21 protein-coding genes are annotated in these 21,027 nt (G+C 59.6%); 9 read left to right on the top strand and 12 right to left on the bottom strand.

What is annotated here, in order from left to right:
- Nucleotides 1–60: 60 nt before the first annotated feature.
- The 4 genes from HQL44_17670 (at nt 61) to HQL44_17655 (ending at nt 6,211) form a co-directional block, all read left to right on the top strand.
- On the top strand, nt 61–3,117 hold the full coding sequence (locus HQL44_17670) for a PAS domain S-box protein (GenBank protein MBF0270413.1): 3,057 nt from the start codon (nt 61–63) through the stop codon (nt 3,115–3,117).
- Entirely contained in the window at nt 3,101–4,165 is a 1,065-nt protein-coding gene (locus HQL44_17665) for a response regulator (GenBank protein ID MBF0270412.1), read from the top strand. Before HQL44_17670 ends, HQL44_17665 begins: the two co-directional genes overlap by 17 nt.
- A 164-nt stretch (nt 4,166–4,329) precedes the next feature.
- Nucleotides 4,330–4,848, top strand: a complete 519-nt coding sequence (locus HQL44_17660; protein ID MBF0270411.1) for a transposase family protein — start codon at nt 4,330–4,332, stop codon at nt 4,846–4,848.
- Nucleotides 4,849–5,119: 271 nt separating this feature from the next.
- On the top strand, nt 5,120–6,211 hold the full coding sequence (locus tag HQL44_17655) for a GGDEF domain-containing protein (GenBank protein MBF0270410.1): 1,092 nt from the start codon (nt 5,120–5,122) through the stop codon (nt 6,209–6,211).
- Here HQL44_17655 and HQL44_17650 read toward each other — a convergent pair.
- From HQL44_17650 to thiS, 7 genes are all read right to left on the bottom strand, one after another.
- Nucleotides 6,208–8,001, bottom strand: a complete 1,794-nt coding sequence (locus HQL44_17650) for a glycoside hydrolase family 15 protein (GenBank protein ID MBF0270409.1) — start codon at nt 7,999–8,001, stop codon at nt 6,208–6,210. The two genes, HQL44_17655 and HQL44_17650, sit on opposite strands and share 4 nt — an antisense overlap.
- Nucleotides 7,998–8,768, bottom strand: coding sequence for a trehalose-phosphatase (gene otsB / locus HQL44_17645; protein MBF0270408.1), 771 nt, complete (start codon nt 8,766–8,768; stop codon nt 7,998–8,000). Before otsB ends, HQL44_17650 begins: the two co-directional genes overlap by 4 nt.
- Nucleotides 8,769–11,006 carry a trehalose-6-phosphate synthase gene (locus tag HQL44_17640; GenBank protein MBF0270407.1) on the bottom strand — a complete coding sequence of 746 codons (2,238 nt, stop codon included), beginning with the start codon at nt 11,004–11,006 and terminating at the stop codon, nt 8,769–8,771.
- 124 nt (nt 11,007–11,130) lie between these two features.
- Complete coding sequence (locus HQL44_17635) at nt 11,131–11,316, bottom strand: hypothetical protein (protein ID MBF0270406.1); 186 nt, start codon at nt 11,314–11,316, stop codon at nt 11,131–11,133.
- Between the two features lie 124 nt (nt 11,317–11,440).
- Nucleotides 11,441–11,773 (bottom strand): hypothetical protein, encoded by a 333-nt coding sequence (locus tag HQL44_17630; protein MBF0270405.1) that lies wholly within the window; start codon nt 11,771–11,773, stop codon nt 11,441–11,443.
- Nucleotides 11,774–11,945: 172 nt separating this feature from the next.
- Complete coding sequence (locus tag HQL44_17625) at nt 11,946–12,329, bottom strand: (2Fe-2S)-binding protein (protein MBF0270404.1); 384 nt, start codon at nt 12,327–12,329, stop codon at nt 11,946–11,948.
- Nucleotides 12,330–12,483: 154 nt separating this feature from the next.
- A complete protein-coding gene (gene thiS / locus HQL44_17620) occupies nt 12,484–13,452 on the bottom strand; it encodes a sulfur carrier protein ThiS (GenBank protein MBF0270403.1) in 969 nt (322 codons plus the stop codon).
- Nucleotides 13,453–13,546: 94 nt separating this feature from the next.
- Here thiS and HQL44_17615 point away from each other — a divergent pair, with 94 nt between their 5' ends.
- The 5 genes from HQL44_17615 (at nt 13,547) to HQL44_17595 (ending at nt 17,873) form a co-directional block, all read left to right on the top strand.
- A complete protein-coding gene (locus tag HQL44_17615) occupies nt 13,547–14,269 on the top strand; it encodes a ComF family protein (protein MBF0270402.1) in 723 nt (240 codons plus the stop codon).
- A 49-nt stretch (nt 14,270–14,318) separates the two neighbouring features.
- Entirely contained in the window at nt 14,319–14,576 is a 258-nt protein-coding gene (gene grxC / locus HQL44_17610) for a glutaredoxin 3 (protein MBF0270401.1), read from the top strand.
- Nucleotides 14,573–15,403, top strand: a complete 831-nt coding sequence (locus HQL44_17605) for a carbon-nitrogen hydrolase family protein (GenBank protein MBF0270400.1) — start codon at nt 14,573–14,575, stop codon at nt 15,401–15,403. The genes grxC and HQL44_17605 overlap by 4 nt, the downstream gene beginning before the upstream one ends.
- A gap of 5 nt (nt 15,404–15,408) precedes the next feature.
- The gene (locus HQL44_17600) at nt 15,409–16,995 is read left to right on the top strand and encodes a peptide chain release factor 3 (protein ID MBF0270399.1); all 1,587 of its coding nucleotides are present in this window, start codon (nt 15,409–15,411) and stop codon (nt 16,993–16,995) included.
- A 98-nt stretch (nt 16,996–17,093) separates the two neighbouring features.
- Complete coding sequence (locus HQL44_17595) at nt 17,094–17,873, top strand: dioxygenase (GenBank protein ID MBF0270398.1); 780 nt, start codon at nt 17,094–17,096, stop codon at nt 17,871–17,873.
- A 4-nt stretch (nt 17,874–17,877) separates the two neighbouring features.
- Here the strand turns inward: HQL44_17595 and HQL44_17590 are convergent, their stop codons facing one another.
- The 5 genes from HQL44_17590 to HQL44_17570 form a co-directional block, all read right to left on the bottom strand.
- The gene (locus HQL44_17590; protein MBF0270397.1) at nt 17,878–18,390 is read right to left on the bottom strand and encodes a hypothetical protein; all 513 of its coding nucleotides are present in this window, start codon (nt 18,388–18,390) and stop codon (nt 17,878–17,880) included.
- The gene (locus HQL44_17585) at nt 18,372–18,779 is read right to left on the bottom strand and encodes a hypothetical protein (GenBank protein ID MBF0270396.1); all 408 of its coding nucleotides are present in this window, start codon (nt 18,777–18,779) and stop codon (nt 18,372–18,374) included. The genes HQL44_17590 and HQL44_17585 overlap by 19 nt, the downstream gene beginning before the upstream one ends.
- 147 nt (nt 18,780–18,926) lie before the next feature.
- Nucleotides 18,927–19,076 carry a hypothetical protein gene (locus tag HQL44_17580; protein MBF0270395.1) on the bottom strand — a complete coding sequence of 50 codons (150 nt, stop codon included), beginning with the start codon at nt 19,074–19,076 and terminating at the stop codon, nt 18,927–18,929.
- A 209-nt stretch (nt 19,077–19,285) separates the two neighbouring features.
- A complete protein-coding gene (locus tag HQL44_17575; GenBank protein MBF0270394.1) occupies nt 19,286–20,005 on the bottom strand; it encodes a hypothetical protein in 720 nt (239 codons plus the stop codon).
- 15 nt (nt 20,006–20,020) lie between these two features.
- On the bottom strand, nt 20,021–21,027 hold a 1,007-nt coding region (locus tag HQL44_17570), incomplete at its 5' end, for a hypothetical protein (GenBank protein MBF0270393.1).

Raw genomic sequence — 21,027 nt, 5'->3', positions numbered from 1 at the left:
CCCGCCGGCCCCCCCGCGTCGCCCCCCCCCCCCCCCCCCCCCCGTGATTGAGGGCGCGCCATGACAGACGAAACGATGGACGCCCCCAAGCCTATTCGTCTGTACTCATTGCGCCGATTCATCAGCCTGCGGGTGTCCATTGCCACCGTGGTCAGTTGCGCCGTCTTGCTGGCCATCGTGACGGAGGTCGTCTGGCAGAGGCTGTACCATGACGCGATGGAACGCGTGCGCACCGCCGCCGTCTCGGCCAGCGATCATTTGGACAGAGAAATGCACTACCGTTTCCGCGATCTGGGGAGCGCCGGCGTGCTTTTGTCCGGTCATCCACATGATGATGGTGACTGGGGGCGGATCATCGAACACCTGCATCAGGCCTATAGCGACTATTCCTGGGTCGCCCTGGTCGCTCCCGACGGGATTGTTCGGGTCGCCAATCGCGATCTGCTGGTGGGCCAATCGGTGGCAGAGCGCCCCTGGTTCGCGCCGTCCTTGGAAGGCCCCTATATCGGCGATGTTCACGAGGCTGTCCTCTTGAGCAAGCTTCTGGGACCTGATGCCGATGGACAGGCGTTGCGCTTCGTGGATTTTGGCTTTCCCATGCGCAATGAGGGGGGAGAGGTAATCGGAGTTTTAGCGGCACACCTCAACTGGTCGTGGGCCAAGAACGTGTTGGCTCCGTTTGAGCCCTCATCCATTTCCGGGGCGTCGCGGGATGTCATGATCCTGGACAGCAATGGGATCGTCCTGCATGGCCCTGCCGATTTTCTGGGCCGGAAATACGATGTCCCGCTCCCGACCGAGGGCGTCCTTTGGGGCGAGGATTTTGAGGGCCGGGTCTATGCCGTCGCGCGGACCAAGGGACATGGCGACTATCCCGGTCTGGGGTGGAGCGTGGTCATCCGCGCCCCTGATGGCGCCATCTATGGCTTGGCCAATGCTGTTCGCGATTCCATTTTATTGTCGGGAATCCCGGTCACCGCCATTTTGTTGCTCACGGCCCTGCTGATCAGTCGCCGGATCGCTTCACCCATCGAGAAATTGACGCGAGCCGTCCTGGCAAACTCGCCTATTCCCCAAATCCAGGATTACCGGGAAGCCGCCGACTTGGCCAAGGCGTTTGAGACGCTGCTGGAAGGGTTGCTCCACAATCAGGAAAGAATAGAAGCCGAGGTGGTGGCGCGGACCACAGAGTTGCACGATTTTCTGCGGGTGGTCGATGCCCATGCCATCGTCAGCATGAGTGACGGCGACGGAGCTATCACCTATGCCAATGATCTTTTTTGCCGGGCCAGCGGATACACTCGCGCGGAATTGCTGGGCCGCAACCACAACATTGTGCGGTCGGAACGTCACGACGATGCCTTCTTTGCCGAGATGTGGCAAACCATCGCCCGGGGCGAGGTGTGGCAGGGCACCATCTGCAACAAGACCAAGGATGGTCGAGAGTACTGGGTTCGCAGCACCATCGCGCCCACCAGTCACGAAGGGTCGCCGCATCGCTACATCTCGATTCGCACCGACATTACCGGGGTGATCAACGATCAAGAACGGTTGGCGACGCTGAACCGGGAACTCGGCCTGTTCAAGAGGATCATCGAGAGCACCACCGAGGCGGTGACCATCACAGACGCCGAAGCGCGGGTGGTCTATTCCAATCCTGCCCGTGAGCGATTGTATGGACGCACCGCCGCCGAGATGACGGGCTCGACGCTGTTCGACACGATCCCGTCTTCCGCCAGCCACATGATTCCGCTTATCCGCAAGGGGATCGACGCCGGAACAGGATGGTCGGGCCACCTGCCGATCAAGCGGCATGACGGCACCACCATCGTATCTTCCTCCAATATCGGCGTGGTCAAGAATGAAGAAGGGCGGGTTCAGTTCATCTTCAACGTCTTCCACGACTTCACCCCCGAACTGGCGCAGCGCATGGAGTTGGACAATGCCCGCCACGCTGCTGAAGTGGCCAACCGCGCCAAGTCCGAATTCCTGTCCAATATGAGCCACGAATTGCGCACGCCGCTCAATGCGGTGATCGGCTTCTCGCAAGTCCTTCTGAGTGGGACGAAGAACCCGCTTGATGATAAGCAAAAGGCGCAATTGGGCTATATCCTGGCCGGAGGCGAACACCTGCTGGAGCTTATCAACGAGGTGCTCGACCTCGCCAAGATCGAGGCAGGCGGTGTGACCCTGAATGTTGCCCCACTTCACCTGCGTGCCGTGGTCGAGGAATGCCTGTCCCTGACCAAGACCATGCGGGACAAATATGAGGTCAGTCTGTCGGACACGGGAGCGGGCTGCATGACCATGGTGCGAACTGATCCGCTTCGCGCCAAGCAGTTGATTCTCAATTTGCTATCCAACGCCGCCAAATATAACCGCCGGGGTGGGACCATCCACATTTCCTGCGAGCGGGCCGATGGCCGCTTCCATCGCTTGGTGATCGCCGATACCGGATATGGTATCCCAGAGGCCAAACAGGCCGAAATGTTCAAGCCCTTCAGCCGCCTGGGGGCGGAGACCACGGAAATCGAAGGCACCGGCATCGGCCTTGTCCTGACCAAGACCCTGATCGAGGCCATGGGCGGCCGGATTGGCTTTTCCAGCGTGGAAGGGGAAGGCTCTCGTTTCTGGCTGGATTTTCCCATTGTCGAGACGGCGGCAGCTGAACCGGATCAGGATCGGAACGGAGTCTTTGCCTCGGATGGGGCGCTCCACTTCTGTGCCGAAGATCATCTGGTGCTCTATGTCGAGGACAATCCGGCCAATCTCAGCCTGATGGAAGCCTTGTTCGAGCAACTGGCCCCCATGCGCCTGATCACCGCCAGTACCGGCGAAGAGGGGCTGCAACTAGCCGAGAGCGAGCAGCCTGACGTGATCTTGCTCGACATCAGCCTGCCTAGCATCTCTGGTCTTGACGTGGCCCGCCACCTGAAATCGGACGAACGGACCCGCCACATTCCGGTGGTCGCGCTCAGCGCCGATGCCACGCCCCAGGCCACCGACCGGGCCTTGGAGTCCGGTTGCGACACCTATCTGACAAAGCCAGTGGACATTTCCGCCCTTGTCCGCACACTTCAACATGTGATGAGGCACCTCGATGCTCACAGCGCCTGACCCGCTCCGAGAATCACGCGTTCTCATCGTCGATGACGAGTCCGCCAATGTGGCTTTGCTGGAGGACATGCTTGAGCAGGAAGGCTATGCCGACCTGACCTCCACCAGCGATCCGCGCGAGGTGGAGGGCCTGCATCGGGCCAAGGACTTCGACATCATCCTGCTGGATATTCGCATGCCCCACATAAGCGGCATCGAGCTCTTGGGGAAGCTGTCTGCCTCGCTAACCGATGGCGACTGGCTGCCGGTGCTGGTGCTGACCGCCCAAACCGATGATGAGACCCGCATGAAGGCCCTTCAGGCCGGGGCGCGGGACTTCGTCAACAAGCCGTTCAAGCGGTGGGAAGTGCTGCTGCGCATCCGCAATCTGCTGGAAACCCGCCACTTCTTCAAGCGCCAGCGCCTGCGCGCCGATGAACTGGAGGAGGTGGTCCGCGAACGCACCCGCGAGGTGCGCGAAACCCAGTTACAGATCATCGAACGCCTGGGCCGCGCCGGTGAATACCGGGACGAGGAAACCGGCCAACACGTTCTGCGCATGAGTCACGCCAGCCACAAACTGGCCCTGGCTGCAGGACTGGATGTGGCTACTGCGGAACTGATCCTTTACGCCACCCCAATGCACGACGTTGGCAAGATCGGCATCTCCGACACGATCCTGCTCAAGCCCGGCAGGCTCGATCCCGAGGAGCGCAAAGTCATTGAGACCCATGCCGCCATCGGAGCCGAAATCATTGGTGAACATGGCTCGGAACTGCTGACCATGGCCCGCAACGTGGCGCTGTATCATCACGAGAAATGGGACGGCAGCGGCTACCCCCACGGACTCAAGGGCGAGGAGATTCCCATTGAGGCCCGCATTGCCGCTATCTGCGACGTGTTCGATGCACTTACCTCGCCGCGCCCCTACAAGGAAGCTTGGCCCTTGGAAGGGGTGGTGGCGCTGTTCAAGGACCAGGCCGGAAAGCATTTCGATCCCAGGCTGGTGGATCTATTCCTAGGAATGTTGCCGGACATCCTCGCTTTGAGGGACACATTCGAGGGATAGCCCGGCTTCCCCCTTATGGTCAGCCATTTTCCAGGGTTCGCTTCTACCCCATCCTCCGCGACCGGATCGGCGCCAGCGCTGGGCGGACTGGCGCTCCCCGTGTCGCAGCATCACCATGGCTCAAGCGTGGCGGGCGCAAACGCATCCTTGGCACCCGTTCACCAATGACCATCCCGCAAGGGAAGAACCAGCGCTGGTCGCTGGATTTTGTCAGCGATGCCATGACCGACGGGCGGCGTTTCCGCATCCTGACCGTGGTGGACGATATTACCCGCGAATGCCTAGCGCTGGTGGCCGACACTTCGTTGTCCGGCCTGCGCGTGGCCCGCGAGTTGGACGCCCTGATCGCCAGGCGCGACAAGCCGCTGATGATCGTCAGCGACAACGGCCCCGAGTTTATCAGCAAGGAATTGGATATCTGGGCCTTCATGAAGGGCATCACGCTCGACTTCAGTCGTCCCGGAAAACCAACCGACAACGCCTTTATCGAATCTTTGAACGGCAAGTTCCGGGCCGAATGCCTGAACGTCAGCTGGTTCATGAGCCTCGACGAAGCGAGAGAAAAATGCGAGGATTGGCGTAGAGACTACAACATGGTCCGGCAGCACAGTGCGATCGGCAACCAAGTGCCAGCAAGGCTTCATCTCCCGGTCGGCAGCCCCGGCCAGCTCACCGTCGGATGAAGCAGGATTTTTCCAGGCCAGCCTGGTCCAAGGTTGGGGGCTAGATGAAGCTTGGGTCCCAGGTCACAGATTATCGACCGCCATGGGACCCTTCCGCACTCTTATCGGGACAGCACCCGTCCCCTAAGATGACGATTTATCTAGCGTTTTGCAATGTCGGAAGAAAATGTCTTGATGGCGCCCCCTAGGTGAAGAGAATAGCACAAGTCCAGTGCCCATCTTCTTCCGACAGGGCGCACCAAGTTCTCTTCGCCGTGGGGGCGGCCAGCAAATGCACAATCTTGTCTCCCGGGTCATGGATTCCCGCCTTGTCGCCCTGTTCGATGCCTGGCGAACGGCTATCGAGGGTAAGGATAAGATCGAATCCCCCCTGACCAGCTTCCAAGACTTTGCCGACAATTTGCTGGTCATTGATCCCTTGGACGAACGCCACCGCTACAGCCATTACGGCCGCGCCTTCACCAAGGCCTTCGGGGCGGATCTGACCGGACAGATCATCGATCTGGTCCCCACCGACATCCTGCCCGTCGACCGGCGCGGCATTCTTGATTTCGAATATACCTTCGCCAGGCACGCAAGACGCCCGCTTTGGCGCTCGCATACCGCCGATTTCGAAAAGGGGCAACCGCAACAAACATGGCAAAGGCTGGTCTTGCCACTGGGCGAAGACCGGCTGGCGGTTGGCGCCTATCCGGTTCAGGCGTTTCATCAAGACAGGCCGGAAGAAAAACTGCTGCGCTTGGTCATCGACCGCATGCCCGTGGTGCTGGACGACAATCGGCAAATCCAGGATCTAGCCTTGTCGATCGGCGACTACTGCGACAGCCAGCAACAGGTGGCGGAGCTTGAGGTTCTGGCCGCCAGCGATTCGCTGACCGGCGTCGCCAATCTGCGCCATTTCCTGCATCTGGCCGGACTGGAACTTGATCACGCCCAGCGGATGGAACGCGCCTTTTCCTTACTGGCGCTCGATATCGACCATTTCAAGCGGATCAATGACACGCATGGCCACGCCATCGGGGACAGCGCCCTGAAATCCTTCGTGCAGGCCTGCCGGACGGCGCTGCGCGAATACGACATTCTGGGCCGTCTGGGCGGGGAAGAATTCGGCGTGGCGCTGCCCAATACCGGCGCCGAGGGCGCCATGGTGATCGCCCAGCGCCTGCGCCAACATGTGCAAGACATCCGCCTGCCTTTGCCAAATGGCGACAGCCTGCAATTCACGGTCAGCGTGGGCGTCGCCGTTTTTCTTCCAGGCGACGAACCGATGGACGGGGGAATATCCCACCTGATGGAAAAGGCCGATCAGGCGATGTATCGCTCGAAGAACGAGGGACGCAACCGGGTCACCTTGGCCGGTTAAATCATCTCTTCCCAACTTCTGCTCAGGCGCATGGCCGAGTTGATCAGCCCGACCATCGAATAGGCCTGCGGGAAATTGCCCCACAACTCGCCGGTTTGCGGGTGAATGTCCTCGGACAATAGCCCCAGGGGATTGCGCCTAGCCAGGATCGATTCAAAAATCGCCTGCGCCTCCTTCCTGCGGCCCAATGAAGCCAAGGCGTCGATATACCAGAAAGTGCAAATGGTGAATGCGGTTTCGGGCAGGCCGAAATCATCCTCGACGGCGTAACGCAACAACAGATCGCCTTTCTTCAAGTCGCGGCCCACGGCATCGACGGTGGCGGCGAAACGCGGGTCGTCCGCTTCAAGAAAATCGAGTTCGTGCAGCAGCAGAAGACTGGCATCCAGCGTATCTCCGTCCCAGGTTGCTACGAAACTTTTCAAGGCATCGTTCCAGCACCGTGCGTAAATCGTCTCGTGCATGCGATCCGCTTCGGTGCGCCAAAAGGTTGCGCGCTCGGCCAGTTCAAGCCGTCCGGCAATCCTGGCCAAACGGTCGCAGGCCGCCCAGCACATCAGGCTGGAGAAGGTGTGAATGGAATGTTTGCCTCGCAATTCCCACAAGCCGGCATCCGGCTTGTCGAAGGCCTGGATGGCGCGCAGCCCCAGCGTTTCCAATCGTTCGAACAACTGGCGATTTCCCGTTCGCACCAAACGGATGTCGAAGAAAACATGCGTGGCGGCCAGAATGACGCTGCCATAAACGTCGTTCTGCACCTGCTCGTAAGCCTGATTGCCCACCCGAACCGGCCCCATGCCGCGATAGCCGGGCAGCGCCAGGGCGATGCGTTCAACCAAATCTGCCCTGCGCGTTATGCCGTACAGGGGTCGCAACTCGCCATCGCTGACGATATTGGTGATGTAGCCCAAATAGTCTTCCATGGTTCGGGTGGCCCCCAGCCTATTCAATGCATGGATGGCGAAATAGGCGTCGCGGGGCCAGCATAGGCGGTAGTCCCAGTTGCGCTTGGTGTCCGGGGCTTCGGGAATGGACGTCGTCAGAGCCGCCACGATGGCCCCCGTTTCTTCGTAATTGCACAGTTTGAGGGTAATGGCGGCGCGAATCACGGCTTCTTGCCAGTCGAATGGAATCGACAGCGAGCGCACCCAGTTGTGCCAATGATCCAACGTCTTTTCATGAAACAAACGCGCCGTTTCCTCGATGCCCGCCATCAGGCTTTCGTCGGAACCAAGAATAAGACTGACCGGCATGTCGAGCAGAAAGGGGGTTTCCTCGGCGATATAGACAAGCGGCGCATCTGTGGTCAGTCTCAGCGCAATGTCATCGGAGACAAAACGAATATGGTTGCTGCCCAGGGTCACGCGCGGCGTGACGCTTCCCCAGCCGAAGCGCGGCCTTAGGCGGATGCGGACCTGGGGCTTTCCGCTTAACGGAAAGATGCGCCGCACCAAACTGGGGGGACGGAACATTCTATCATGCTGGGCGTAGCGCGGGGCGAAGTCCACCACCTCGACGGAACTTCCGTCGGCGGCATGCAGCCTAGTGCACAGAACGGCGGAATTTGGTGAATAATACTGCTTGGAATATTTCTGATCGACCAATTCAATGGCGAAATACCCGCCGTTTCCTGGCTCGTCCGGCCTGTAGGGAACGGCGCCGCCCAACAGCGCGTCGAAGACGGGTTGCCCGTCCAGGCGCGGAAAACACGCCCAGACGATTCTCGCTGCGTCATCGACCAGCATGGCGAGATTGCAATTTCCGATGACGCCCAGATTGAGGTTTGTCACGAAGCATCCTTTCTCTGATTGCATTCGAGAGAGCGGCAAACAGGACCGGCCAGCCATTCGGCGATCGTTGCAACCGAAGCCGCCTTGTATTGAGCTGCCGTGGAATCATTGCCGCCGACGTGAATGGAAATGCCTCCCCTCCCATTCACCTCAAGAAACCCCTCTTCATCCGTCAAGTCGTCGCCAACGAAAACGGGCAGGCGGTTTTTGAAAGGGGGGGAATCAAGGAAATGCGAAATCGCCGCCCCCTTGCCAACGCCCTGGGGCAGGATTTCGACGACTTGTTTGCCATCCAGCAGGCGCAGCCGCCCTTCATGACCTGCGATGGCTTTCAGGGCCAACTGGCGCGCCTGCAGGGCATCCATCTGTTGAAGGCGGTAGTGAAAGGCTATCGAATGCGCTTTCAGTTCCACCATGGCCAGCGGAATACCATCGGAAAGCCTGGCCAAACGCTCGGCGACTTTTGGCATGACCGCATCGGCTGAACCAAGCAGGGTCGTCTGGCCATTAAGCCTGATTTCAGCGCCGTGGCAACCGGCCACATCCAGTCCGGCAGATCCTAAAAGCGCGTCCAGAGAAGCCAGGCTGCGTCCGCTCACCAAAGCCACGGCTCCACTCAAAGCTCGTTTCAAACAGGCTAAAAGCGTCAAAAGACCGTCAGGAACCAGCACCGCGTCGGGATGTTCAGCCAAATTCAGCAAAGTGCCGTCGACATCCAGAAAAACAGCCCAATCGGGTCCATTCGAATCAGGTACGGGCAAATTCATTTACAGTGCCGCCCCTCCGGCTTTCACGATGTTGGATTCGATCCGCTCGCGCTTTCTAATGCGCGACGCGTCCAGCAGCATGCGTCCCGCCCAATAATAGACATTGTTCTCGCTGACCAGCTCACGCATCAGATGCATGCGTTCCGCCTGCTGTTCAAGGGGCATGCGCAAGGCGCGGTCGATGGCGTCCGCCGTGGCCTTGGCGTCGAACGGATTGACGATAAGTGCCTCCATCAATTCGCGCGAAGCGCCGGCGAACGTGCTTAAGATCAGCACCCCTTCCTCATCGTCTCTTGCCGCCACGAATTCCTTGGCGACCAGATTCATCCCGTCATGCAGGCTGCTGACGATGCACAAATTGGCGGCTCGGAAGAGTTCGTAGACTTGTTCCGGCTCGTGATGTTGGGCCACCAGCAGAATCGGCTTGTACTCGCCGCGCCCGAATCTGAGGTTGATCTCGCTGGCGATGCTGGCCGTCTCGCGATGGATATCCTGATAAGCGGGCAACTTGCTGCGGCTTGGGGCGGCAACTTGCAGCAAGACGAAACGGCCGATCCATTCCGGGTGGCGTTCCAGCAGAATTTCGACGGCCCGGAAACGGTCGGGGATGCCCTTTGTAAAGTCGAAACGCTCGACGCCGACGGCCAGCAGCGTATCGACGGGCAGGCTGTGGCGCTCCAGCACCGCTTTACGGCACGCAGGGGGGGCAGGCTGTCCAGCCATAGCCGCTGGCGGCCAATCGATGGAAATCGGATAGGGCCTTACCAACGAGCTGTGGCCGCCCACGGAGACCGTCGCTTCTTCGCGATCAATGTGGCATTCGATAAACCGGTCAGCCGTTTCGATGAAGTTGTTGCAGTGAAGCTGCGTGTGAAAGCCGATCACCGAACTGCCAAGCAGTCCGTCGAGAATGGCCTCGCGCCAAGGACAGATTCCGAACACTTCAGAATTGGGCCAAGGGATATGCCAGAAGGTTATGATCGTCGCATGGGGCAGACGCTCGCGAATCATCCTGGGCGCCAGGGCGAAATGATAATCTTGCACCAACACCAGCGGGTCTGGGCGTTTGGCCTCCGCCACGACGGCATCGGCGAATTTGCGGTTGACTGCGACATACTGTTCCCAATCCGGCTCCCGGAAAACGGGGCGGACATAAGTGATGTGGCACAAGGGCCATAGGCCTTCGTTGGACAGGCCGTAATAATAACCGTTCTGCTCGTCCTCTGTCAGCCAGACGCGGCGCAGGGTGTAGACGGGATCGCCGGGCGGCACCGCCACATGTCCTTGCGAATCGCAGGTCTCGCGGTCAGCCGAACCGCTGCCATGAGCCACCCAGGTCCCTTTGCAGGCCCGCATGATGGGTTCCAGTGCCGTCACCAGCCCGCTGGCGGGCCTTTGCATCGCGACCTGGCCCACATCGTTGAAATTATGAATGTAGGGTTCCCGGTTCGACAGAACCAGCACCTCGACGTTGGGCAACTCGTTGTCCAACACGTTGCGAAGCGTTTCCGGCGACCAGTCGATGCGAATGCCGGTGGCGGTGCGACGCGAAATATCCAGATCGCGCAGAAGCTGGCGAATCTCTCCCATCATGGGCGCCAATTGCGGGTCGCTGGCCAGCTTCGGGCGGTATTCGCCGACCGGCGCGTTCAAGGCCTGACGGACGGACTTGATCCAGCCCCGCAGCGTCAACTGCGCCATCAGAACCGTCACGACCGAGGCAACGAGGGACAAGACTCCCAAAAAGCCCATGAGATAGAGCCTAGCCGTCGAGCTTCGCCGATCAATGAAGCTAAGATCGTTCAAGATGATCAACTGGCCCAGTTGCTTGCCATCGCCTCCGGCCAGAGGGAAAATCCCAGACGAGACAGGTCCATGAGCGATCTCCTGGGCCTGAAACAAGGGGGCATCGCTTGCCAAGGAGGCTGGGCAAGCTAGGCCTTTTGGCCAGTTGGCGCTGCCGACTTGCAACTTTCCGTTGGCATTGCACCATCCGACGGCCAGGACGCGCTCGTCCTCAGAAATACGCTCGAACAGGCTTTTGATCTCGCGCGGCGAGGGCTTGCTGGCCAGAGCCGCCAGCGAATCGCGCACTGAGCTGAAGACCAGCCGCGACCTCATCTCGACATCGTTTTGGAACCACCTGGCGATAAGATGATCGGCCAATGGGGTCAACAGGGCGGCCAATATGGCCAGGGCAGCGAACAGCGGCGCGCCAAAGCGCAGGAGCAGGCGCATGAAGCCCTCCTTGCAGTGGTTGGTCGTGTTTGCCCCAACGGATTGGACACCGTTCGGACGCGAAGTGACATTATAGGGAATGAAAGAGGCTCTGCCTTCTGCAATCTGCCCTAGGGGGCATCACCTACAAGGGATCGCTCTCGCCTATCCATCTCTTGAACATCGGACAGTTCATGGCATGGCCGCACTGGCCCTGCTCGTCGGCGCAACCCGAGGCATGCGACCTTTGATGCCAGCTTTGGCAATCGGCGTCATTGGTGCGCAGAGGAAGATGCGAAATCGCAACTTGTTCGAGATGAAGGGAAATCACGGCGCCACCTCCTTGTGGACGACCTGCAGCTCATCAATGATAGGCAAAGTTCCTGAAAGTTCGGTTAAGACATCCCGGAAGAAGCGGTTGAACGCCCCTTCCGGGTATCTTGTCCACCAGCCTATTACTTAGGCGTGGCCGGCTTGGCCGGAGCGGCAGGGGTAGCCGGAGTGGCGGGCGTCGCCGGAACAGCGGCCGGAGCCACCTTTTCCTCGGCCTTCTTCTCGACCTTGGCTTCGACCTTGTCGGCCTTGACCTCGGCCTTTTCGGCAGGCTGAGCGGCCTTCTGCTCAACCTTTTCGACCTTCTTTTCCACCTTTTCGGCGGCAGTCGCCGCAGGCTTGGCCGGAGTGGCGGGCGTTGCGGTCTGCGCCAGAACCGGTCCCGCCGACAGGGTCGCGCCGATCAGGGCGGCAGCGGCAAAAGCGGACAGCTGGTGGCGTTTCAAATTCATCATCGGAAAGTTCCTCGTTGTCTTGGTTGTACGGCGTCCCCGAATTGGGAACAAAGCCATATCACCATCATTCCAAGGCGCTTTCAGGGCGCAATCGTGGCGATTTAGTGGCGCGTGCGCGCAAAAGAAAAGGGCCGCGCCAAACGGCACGGCCCTTCTGGAAAATCGGCGCCGATCAGCGGCGCAGTTCGATCTCGACCCCAGGCTCGCCCGAGAACTCGACCAGAATGTCCTCGTCGAGCACGATATACTGACAGGCCAGACGATGCGGCGGCATGCGCCGATAGGTCTCGGCTTCGTCCAGCAGCTTCTTGTTCAGCTTGCCGTTCACCGAAAGCGTCAGCTTCTCCTTTTCCGTCAGATCCTGGGCCAAAGGCTGTTTGTCGCCCAGGACCGAAATCTTGACCAGGCAGGAACCGCAATTGCCGTCCTCGCACTGGCAGGGAATGCTGATTCCATTCTTCTTGGCCAAGGCCAGAAGCGTATGCGTATCACCCGCCACGGCGTAAACCGTGACATCCTTCTCCAAGGTGGGTGCTGAAAAAGTAACGTTCGGCATGGGAACCCCTATAGGTACAATGTTGCCCAGCCCAGAACGACCAATAACCGGTCACTACCCGCTCGCTGATTATAGTTTAGGCAGCCACCCCTGCGTCAACGCAAAACACGCAGGAATCCATGAATTTTTAAGTAAATCCGCGGAACGGATTTACTTAAATCAGCCCCGCCAACGGCGAAGAAGGATCGGCATACAGCTTTTTGGGCATGCGTCCGGCCAAGTAGGAAAGCCTGCCCGCCTCCACCGCCGCCTTCATGGCCCGAGCCATCAGGATGGGGTTCTTGGCCCCGGCGATGGCGGTGTTCATGAGAACGCCGTCGCAGCCCAGCTCCATGGCGATGGCGGCGTCGGACGCCGTGCCAACCCCGGCATCGACCAGCACGGGAACGGCAACGCTTTCCTTAATCAGGCGAATGTTCACAGGATTTTGAATGCCCAGGCCCGAGCCGATCAGCGACCCCAGAGGCATGATGGCCACACAGCCCATTTCTTCCAGCCGCTTGGCTTGAATGGGATCGTCGGAACAATAGACCATCACCTTGAAACCGTCCTTGATCAGCGCCTCGGCGGCCTTGATGGTTTCAGGCATGTTGGGATACAGCGTCTTCTGGTCGCCCAGCACTTCCAGCTTCACCAAATCCCAGCCCCCGGCCTCGCGGGCCAGGCGCAGCGTGCGCACGGCGTCGTCGGCGGTAAAACAGCCCGCCGTATTGGGAAGATAGGTGTAGTCCTTGGGGCTGACATAATCGACCAGCATGGGCTGGGAAGGATCGGATAGATTGACCCTTCGCACCGCCACGGTCACGATCTCGGCCCCCGAAGCCTTGATGGCCTTGGCCGTTTCCTCGAAATCCTTATATTTGCCGGTGCCCACCAACAGACGGCTGGCGAAGGTTCGGCCCGCCACCTGCCAACTGTCGTCCGAACCGCCGCCGATGAAATGGACGATCTCGAGCCGGTCGCCATCGCCGAGTTGCGTGGCGTCATAGGCCGATTTGGGCACGATTTCCAGATTGCGCTCGACCGCCACCTTGCGCCCATCCAGCCCCAACTGAGCCAGGAAGGCAGACACAGAAACCGGGGCCGCCAGATCGCGCGCTTCGCCATTCACCGTCACTTGCATTGCATCACCCGAAAAGAAACCAAGGAACAACGGGGCAAAGGTAGGGACCCCAGAGGAAGTTGACAAGCCGGGGTTTAATCCCTTGCATAGCCGGATGCGATTTCTTAGCCCCCTGCTTGACCTTTTGCTGCCGCCCCAATGCCCGTCCTGCCGGGCCTTGGTCGCGCAAACCGGGACATTGTGCCCCGATTGCTGGAAAGGCATGGACTTCCTGGCCCCGCCGCTGTGCCAATGCTGCGGCCTTCCCTTTTCCTTCGATGTCGGGGAAGAAGCGCTTTCCTGCGCCGCCTGCCTGGACAATCCGCCGCCCTGGAGGCATGCCCGCTCGGTCCTGCGCTACGACGACGCCAGCAAGCGGCTGGTCTTGGCGATGAAACACGCCGACCGCACCGATCTGGCCCCGGCCCTGGCCCGCTGGATGCACCGGGCGGGGGCCGATCTGCTGAAGGGCTGCGACCTGATCGTGCCGGTCCCCCTGCACTGGCTGCGCCTGTTTGCAAGGCGCTTCAACCAATCGGCCCTGCTGGCCCACGAGTTGGGACGGATCACGGGCAAGCCGGTGGCGGCCAATCTGTTGGCCAGAACCCGACGCACCCAAAGCCAGGGCCATCTGCACCGCACGCAGCGCTTTGGCAATGTATCGGGGGCCTTTGCCGTGCGCCCGCGCCAACAGGCCGGAATTCAAGGAAAAACAGTGCTGCTGATCGACGATGTGCTGACCAGCGGCGCCACAGCGGCCGAATGCGCCCGGGTTCTGCTGAAGGCCGGAGCGGCCCATGTCGACGCGCTTTCGGTGGCCAGGGCCGTGTTGGACTAGCAAAAATCCTGACAATCGCTATATTCCGGGCAGCAAAGCGGAGCGAGCCATGCCACGTATTGAAATCTACACGACCCAAATCTGCCCCTATTGCGACCGCGCCAAGCGTCTGTTCAAGAAGAAGGGCGTGGAATGGGAGGAGATCGACGTCTCCTACGACGAGGGCCTGCGCGCCTTCATGACCCAGCGGGCGGGCGGCAAGCGCACGGTGCCGCAGATCTTCATCGACGACATCCATGTCGGCGGCTGCGACGACCTGTACGAGCTTGAGCAGGACGGCAAGCTGGACCCGATGCTGGGCAAATGAGCGATCCCTCTCCCTTCACGGCGGCCTGCATTCAGACCAACGCCACCCCGGACATCGCCCACAATATCAAGGCGGCGTCCGAATTCGTGCGCGCGGCGGCGGCCAAGGGAGCCAAGCTGGTCTTGATGCCGGAAAACGTCGCCATGATGGATTTCGGACGTCCCAATATCCTGGCCAAGTCATTCCCCGAAAAGGACCACCCCGCCCTGCCCGCCTTTGCCGACTTGGCGAAAGAGCTGGGCATCTGGCTGCATGGCGGTTCCTTGCAAATCCTGCTGCCTGACCAGATGGTCGCCAACCGCACCCATGTCTTCAATCCCAAGGGTGAATCGGTGGCCTTTTACGATAAAATCCACATGTTCGACGTCGATCTGGATGGCGGCGAAAGCTACAGAGAATCGCAAACATTCAAACCCGGCGAGCGCGCCGTGATGGCGCAAACGGATTTCGGCGGGCTGGGTCTGGCCATCTGCTACGACCTGCGCTTCCCTCATCTGTTCCGCGCACTTTCGAAGGCGGGTGCCAGCATGCTGACAGCCCCCGCCGCCTTCACCCGCCAGACCGGCGAGGCGCATTGGCATGTGCTTCATCGCGCCAGGGCCATCGAAAACGGCGCCTATATGCTGTCGCCCGCCCAGTGCGGCACGCATGCCGGGGGGCGTCAAACCTATGGCCATGCGCTGATCGTCAGCCCCTGGGGCGAAGTGCTGGCCGATGCCGGAACCGAACCCGGCTTCATTGCCGCCACCATCGATCCCGGCGAAGTTGCCGCCGCAAGGCGCAAGATTCCCGCCCTCACCCACGACCGCCCCTTCACCCTGGTTTAACCGATATGACCGCCCTTGCCGAAGCGCTTCCCAAAAGGCGCACCTTCGCCATTATCTCGCACCCCGACGCCGGCAAGACGACGCTGACCGAAAAACTGCTGCTGTTCGGCGGCGCCATTCAGCTGGCCGGGGCCGTGCGCGCCAAAGGCGAGCAACGGCGCACCCGCTCGGACTGGATGAGCATTGAAAAGGAGCGCGGCATTTCGGTTTCCGCCTCGGTGATGAGCTTCGAATTCGACGGCTTGTCGATGAATCTTTTGGATACGCCGGGCCACGAAGATTTCAGCGAAGACACCTATCGCACGCTGACGGCGGTGGATTCCGCCATCATGGTGCTGGACGCCGCCAAGGGCATCGAAACGCAGACAAAGAAACTGTTCGAAGTCTGCCGCATGCGCGACATGCCGATCCTGACCTTCGTCAACAAGGTCGACCGCGAAGGACGCGACCCGTTCGACCTGCTCGACGAGATCGAAAAGACGCTGGCCCTGGACGTCACCCCTGTCACTTGGCCGATCGGCATGGGCCGCGACCTTAAGGGCTGCTACGACCTGCTGCGCGACCGCGTGCTGATGTACGACCCCGGCAAGGGCGATCATCTGGCCGACGAAGTGATCGAGATAGGACTGAGTGACGCCAAGCTGGACGAGCTGATCGGCTTGGATGCGGCGGCGAAACTGCGCGAAGAGGTCGAACTGGTGCGCGGTGCTTGCAAGCCCTTCGACATCCAATCCTTCCTGGAAGGGCATCTGACGCCCGTTTTCTTTGGCAGCGCCTTGAAAACCTTCGGCGTGCGCGAATTGCTGCAAGGCATCGCCCAATACGCCCCCATCCCCAGGCAGCAACCAGCAGCCCCCAGAAACATCGACGCCACGGAAGAAAAAGTCACCGGCTTCGTCTTCAAGGTCCAGGCCAACATGGACCCCAACCATCGCGACCGCATCGCCTTCTTTCGGCTTTGTTCCGGGCGTTTTCAGCGCGGCATGAAGCTGAAACACATCCGGTCCGGCAAGGTAATGGCCATCTACAACCCGGTCTTCTTCCTGGCCCGCGACCGCGAACTGGCGGAAGAGGCCTTTCCCGGCGACATTCTGGGCATCCCCAATCATGGACAGCTGCGCATCGGCGACGCGCTCACCGAAGGCGAGGACCTGCGCTTTACCGGCATCCCCAGCTTCGCGCCCGAAGTGTTGCGCCGTGCGCGCCTGGACGATCCCATGAAGGCCAAGCAGTTGAAGAAAGCGTTGGAGGATTTGGCCGAGGAAGGTGTGAGCCAGTTGTTCAAGCCGATGGACGGCTCGGCCTGGGTGGTCGGCGTGGTCGGTCCCTTGCAGTTCGACGTCATCACGACACGCATCGAAGCGGAATACGGCCTGCGTTGCGGCTTCGAAGATGCGGGCTTCGATACCGCCCGCTGGCTGAAAGCCGACGATCCCACGCTGATCAGGAAGATGAGCGAAGGCAACAAATCGAACATGGCCGAGGATCGCGACGGCCAGCCGGTCTATCTGGCCCGCAACAACTGGCAACTGAACCGGCTGCAGCAAGATTTCCCAGGCGTGTCCTTCCTGGCGACCAGGGAACAGCATTGACGTTGCTGTTTGCGCAACAATCATTTTCAAGATTGGCGGATTGTTTCAGATAGCTGGAAACGCCATCTTCGACTCATCACGGTTCGAGGATGCTGTCCATGACCAACCTGCCCGCATTATTCGTCTCGCACGGCGCGCCAACCATGGCGATTGAAGACACGCCGACCCGCCGTTTTCTTGAAAGTCTGGGCGAGGAATTCGACAAGCCCAAGGCGGTGATCGCCGTCTCGTCGCATTGGAACGCTGCGACGGCAACAATCGGCGCAGCCGCCCAGCCCGCCACGCTGCATGACTTTCACGGCTTCCCCAAAGAACTGTACGAGATCGACTATCCCGCCAAGGGCGACCCAAATCTGGCAAGCCGCGTTCAATCGATGTTGAACGCGCATGGGCTTGAATCCCGGCTTGATGAAAAGCGCGGGCTTGACCATGCCGTCTGGACGCCGCTTCGTTTGATGTATCCGAAGGCGGACATACCTGTCGTGCCGCTGGCCGTGCTGCCCAGCGAAAGCGGGGCAATGCATTATCGCATAGGCGAGGCGTTGCGCCCCCTGCGGGACGAAGGCGTGCTGATCCTGGCTTCGGGCGGCGTCACGCACAACTTGCGCGAATACATGATCCGCCAGCCCGATTCTGAAACCGCAAGCTGGGCCGCCACTTTCTCGGACTGGGTGCTGGAACAAGCGACGGCGCGGAGCGATTTGGCGCTGATGGAATGGGAGAGTGCCCCGCAAGCCTTGCGCAACCATCCCAGCCCCGAACATTTTCTGCCGTTTCTCGTAGCATTGGGAGCGGCCACGCCGAACCAGCCAGCAAGATGCCTGCATCGGGCCTTCGGCTGGGGCGTGCTGGCGCTGGACGCCTACGCCTTCGATTAAGTTTTCAGGCGGGAAATTCGTCTATGTTTTTGGCGCAACCGTCGGCAGCTTCGCCGTTCGTCTCGATATGGCGTTTGAAGGTGGGAATGATACCGCCGAAATCCTGCGTGCTGTTGATGAGGCGCGCCCAGTTTTCGTGCATGGCGCGTTTCTCGTTGTCGATGCGGCGAGCCGTCCATAACTTGCGCAGTTTTGGCAGGTCGCCCAACTCTGAGAAGGGGTCGGGCGGCTTTACGGGTTGTTGTAGTTGGCTCGGCTCGCCCAACAAACCGCCCTGCAGGCGTACGGGATTTTTGGGATGTTCCTTGGTCAGTTCCAAGACGAAGGGATTGGTCTTGTTTTCATTCTCGTCCTTACCGGCAATCAAGCCGCCGCCGAGTGCTGATGTGGGTTTCTGGGCGGGAGTTTCCGCTTCCTGCATCTGCTGCGTCAGGGCGTTCGAGGGCGACAAATCCTGGCCGCTCCAGTTGCCGCCTTTGCCCGTCTCGGGCAGGTTACCTATTCCACGTAGCCGCAACTATCTGGCGGGTAGTCGGGTTTTTCCCAACCCATGAATTTGTAGATCCAGTCGGCATACACCTGCTCTGTCTCGCGCAGCAACGATCCCCAGCCCCAAAGGTCGAAATCAATGAAGCGCTGTTTGACGTATTCATGGCCGCCAGCGTTCCCTAAATATTGCGCCATGAAATCCGCCGTGCCGCCCAGAAAGGACAGATCGTCGTGCGCTAGATTGACCAGCCCCCATTCGGCGGAGAGATCGAAGACCAAGCCAGTGCTCCAAGAGTTAATCCGCAGAGCACGATTGTCCCGAAAATCATCCAAACTTGCTTTGCTTGGATAGACAGCAAAATGCTCTCCTTCCTTCCAGACTCCGATTCCATCAACTGACGAATGATCGCACGACATGCAAATCTCGCTGCCGCCACGCTCGCGGATGGTTTTGAGCAGCGGATCGAATTCATAGATGCCGGGCGTCGTCGTATCCTGCCACGTGTCCTTGTCATAAGTGGGACTGGTTGTTCCATACTCAATGCTTGCAATGATAGGAACGACCTACCAGGTCGGATCGATGAACAGGCCCTCATTCAGGCAGATATTCAGCACCTGGATGGGAATGGGAACCGCCTCATTCGCGATCTTCTGTCTGACAGGCAGCCAGACGGATTCAAACTCCTGATCGGGAATTCTGCGGGCCTGCTGCATCGATCCTCTCCTATGGGTTACATTGGAATGAAACGCACCTTGATGCGGTCTTTCATTTTCGTTCCAGGCACATCACGTTCCAACTCGTAAGTCGGCTGGCCCTGGCTAGAACCATCACGGTATTTCAATCGATGCGATGCTTTTCGTAAGCGCCCCAATCGATTTTCGGCAATTCGGGCAGTTCGTCCTAAACGAAACAGAAATGGAAATTATAGGTTCCCGTCACGCTCCAGAACGTAATTGCCGTAACTTCCCGGCGGATAATAGGGTTTCTCCCAACCGACGAGTTCGTAGACATAATCGGCGATCCATTGATCGGGCGGGCGGTCGAAATATCCCCATCCCCAAAGATCGAAGTCGTAGAAATGCTGGCGGACCTTGTCCAGCCCGCCAGCATTCTTCAGATAATGTTCCATGAATTCAGCCGTTCCGCCGAGGATGGAGGCCTGGGACCATCTGAAATTCACCAATCCCCAATCCGCCTCGCGGCTGAAGACGACATAGGGCCAAAGCACATCGGCGGGTAGATTGTCGTGCTTACCTCTCTCCCTGCGGTGTAGTTCTGAAATATCCAGAATACTGCTGGCGCTAGCGTGAGATTGACCAGACGAAGCGCAAACAACATCCACTCCTCGTTCTTTCAAGGTACGAAACAACGTGTCGTACTTATCTTCACGCTTTTCGTCGTCACTGGGCCATCTGCCACAAACGGGGCCCACATAGTTTTCTACTCCGAAGCCCCAGGTAAAGGTTACTGGTATAGCAACGCTTTGCCAGGCTTTGTCAACGAAGCCGCCTTGGCGATAGAACTGCTCGACATCGGATCCTTCGCCGCTGCCTTCTCGTTCTGCTGATGGAAAAATCCGTAGACAGGTTGGCAACCAGTCTTTCTCAAATTCCTGGAAGCTGATGAGGCGGCTTCGTGACATAGCTGATGGCTCCGACTACTCGCTGTAATACCTCCGTTTGTGCTGGAACTTATCACGCCCCTTTTCGGTTTGCACCTCGAAGGTTGGCTGCCCATCTCGGCTTTTGCTGGGATGAAGGTTCGCCGTGACGCTTTTGTCGTCGGATTTCCAGATGATGGCGCCATTCTCATCAACTTTCGCCGTTTTGGAGTCCCCCCCAACATCACGGATGAAAGCCTCCCAATCCTTCTTGGCGGCGGCATATTCTTGTCCCTTGGGCACTGGCGGGGCGACGACGTTCGATGCCTCGCCATCGATGCCGTTCAGAGTGCCGTTGCCATAGATACTTTTCTGCGTCTGTTCTTGGACAGTTTTGTCGGCGATGTTGCCGATCGCACGATCCATGTCGGGGTGCGATTTTCCCTTTCCCAACTCCACGGGGGCGATCGATCTGATTTCCGTTGCAATCGGCAGATCGACCTTGGATGGTCGTTGTTCGTGGATGACGTTGTCGCCTTTCTTGGCTTCCTGCGCCGGGAAGGTTTCCTTGCCCGACAGGTGCGGCGGTTGGCCGGGATAGCCTTCCAGCGTCGGCGGTTTTCCGGCGTCGGCTGGAAATGCTTCTATCTTCGGCTTCGCGGCTTCGGGATCGGCGATGCTGGTCTCGTTCTTTCCCAGCATCTTGCTGAACCAGTTGGGTTCCTTGGGATGCAGTTCCGGATGCGCCGCCCAATAGGCTGCAGCCGCCGTCGATGCAGCCGCAGCGCCCTCGATCACGTAAGGCGCCGCCAGTGCTGCGGCGGGTCCTGCTGCGACTTGCGTTTCATCGCTGGGCTTCTGGCCGATTCCGTCGGGACGTGGGTCTTGCTGTTGCGGATAGGCGCGCATATCCGCCGATTTCATGGCCTCTCGTTGCCGCTTCTCAAACTCGGCCTTGTAGGCTTCGGCGCTGCGCCAATAGCTTTTCTCGAAGTCCGGATCGCTGAAACGATTGGATTTCGCTTCACCCAACAGGCCAGCATTCTCCACCGGCTCGTCCATCC

This window comes from Alphaproteobacteria bacterium, assembly GCA_015231795.1.
Taxonomy (GTDB): domain Bacteria; phylum Pseudomonadota; class Alphaproteobacteria; order Rhodospirillales; family WMHbin7; genus WMHbin7.
The sequence above is the reverse complement of the archived record's forward strand: the minus strand, read 5'-3'. Positions and strand labels throughout refer to the sequence as shown.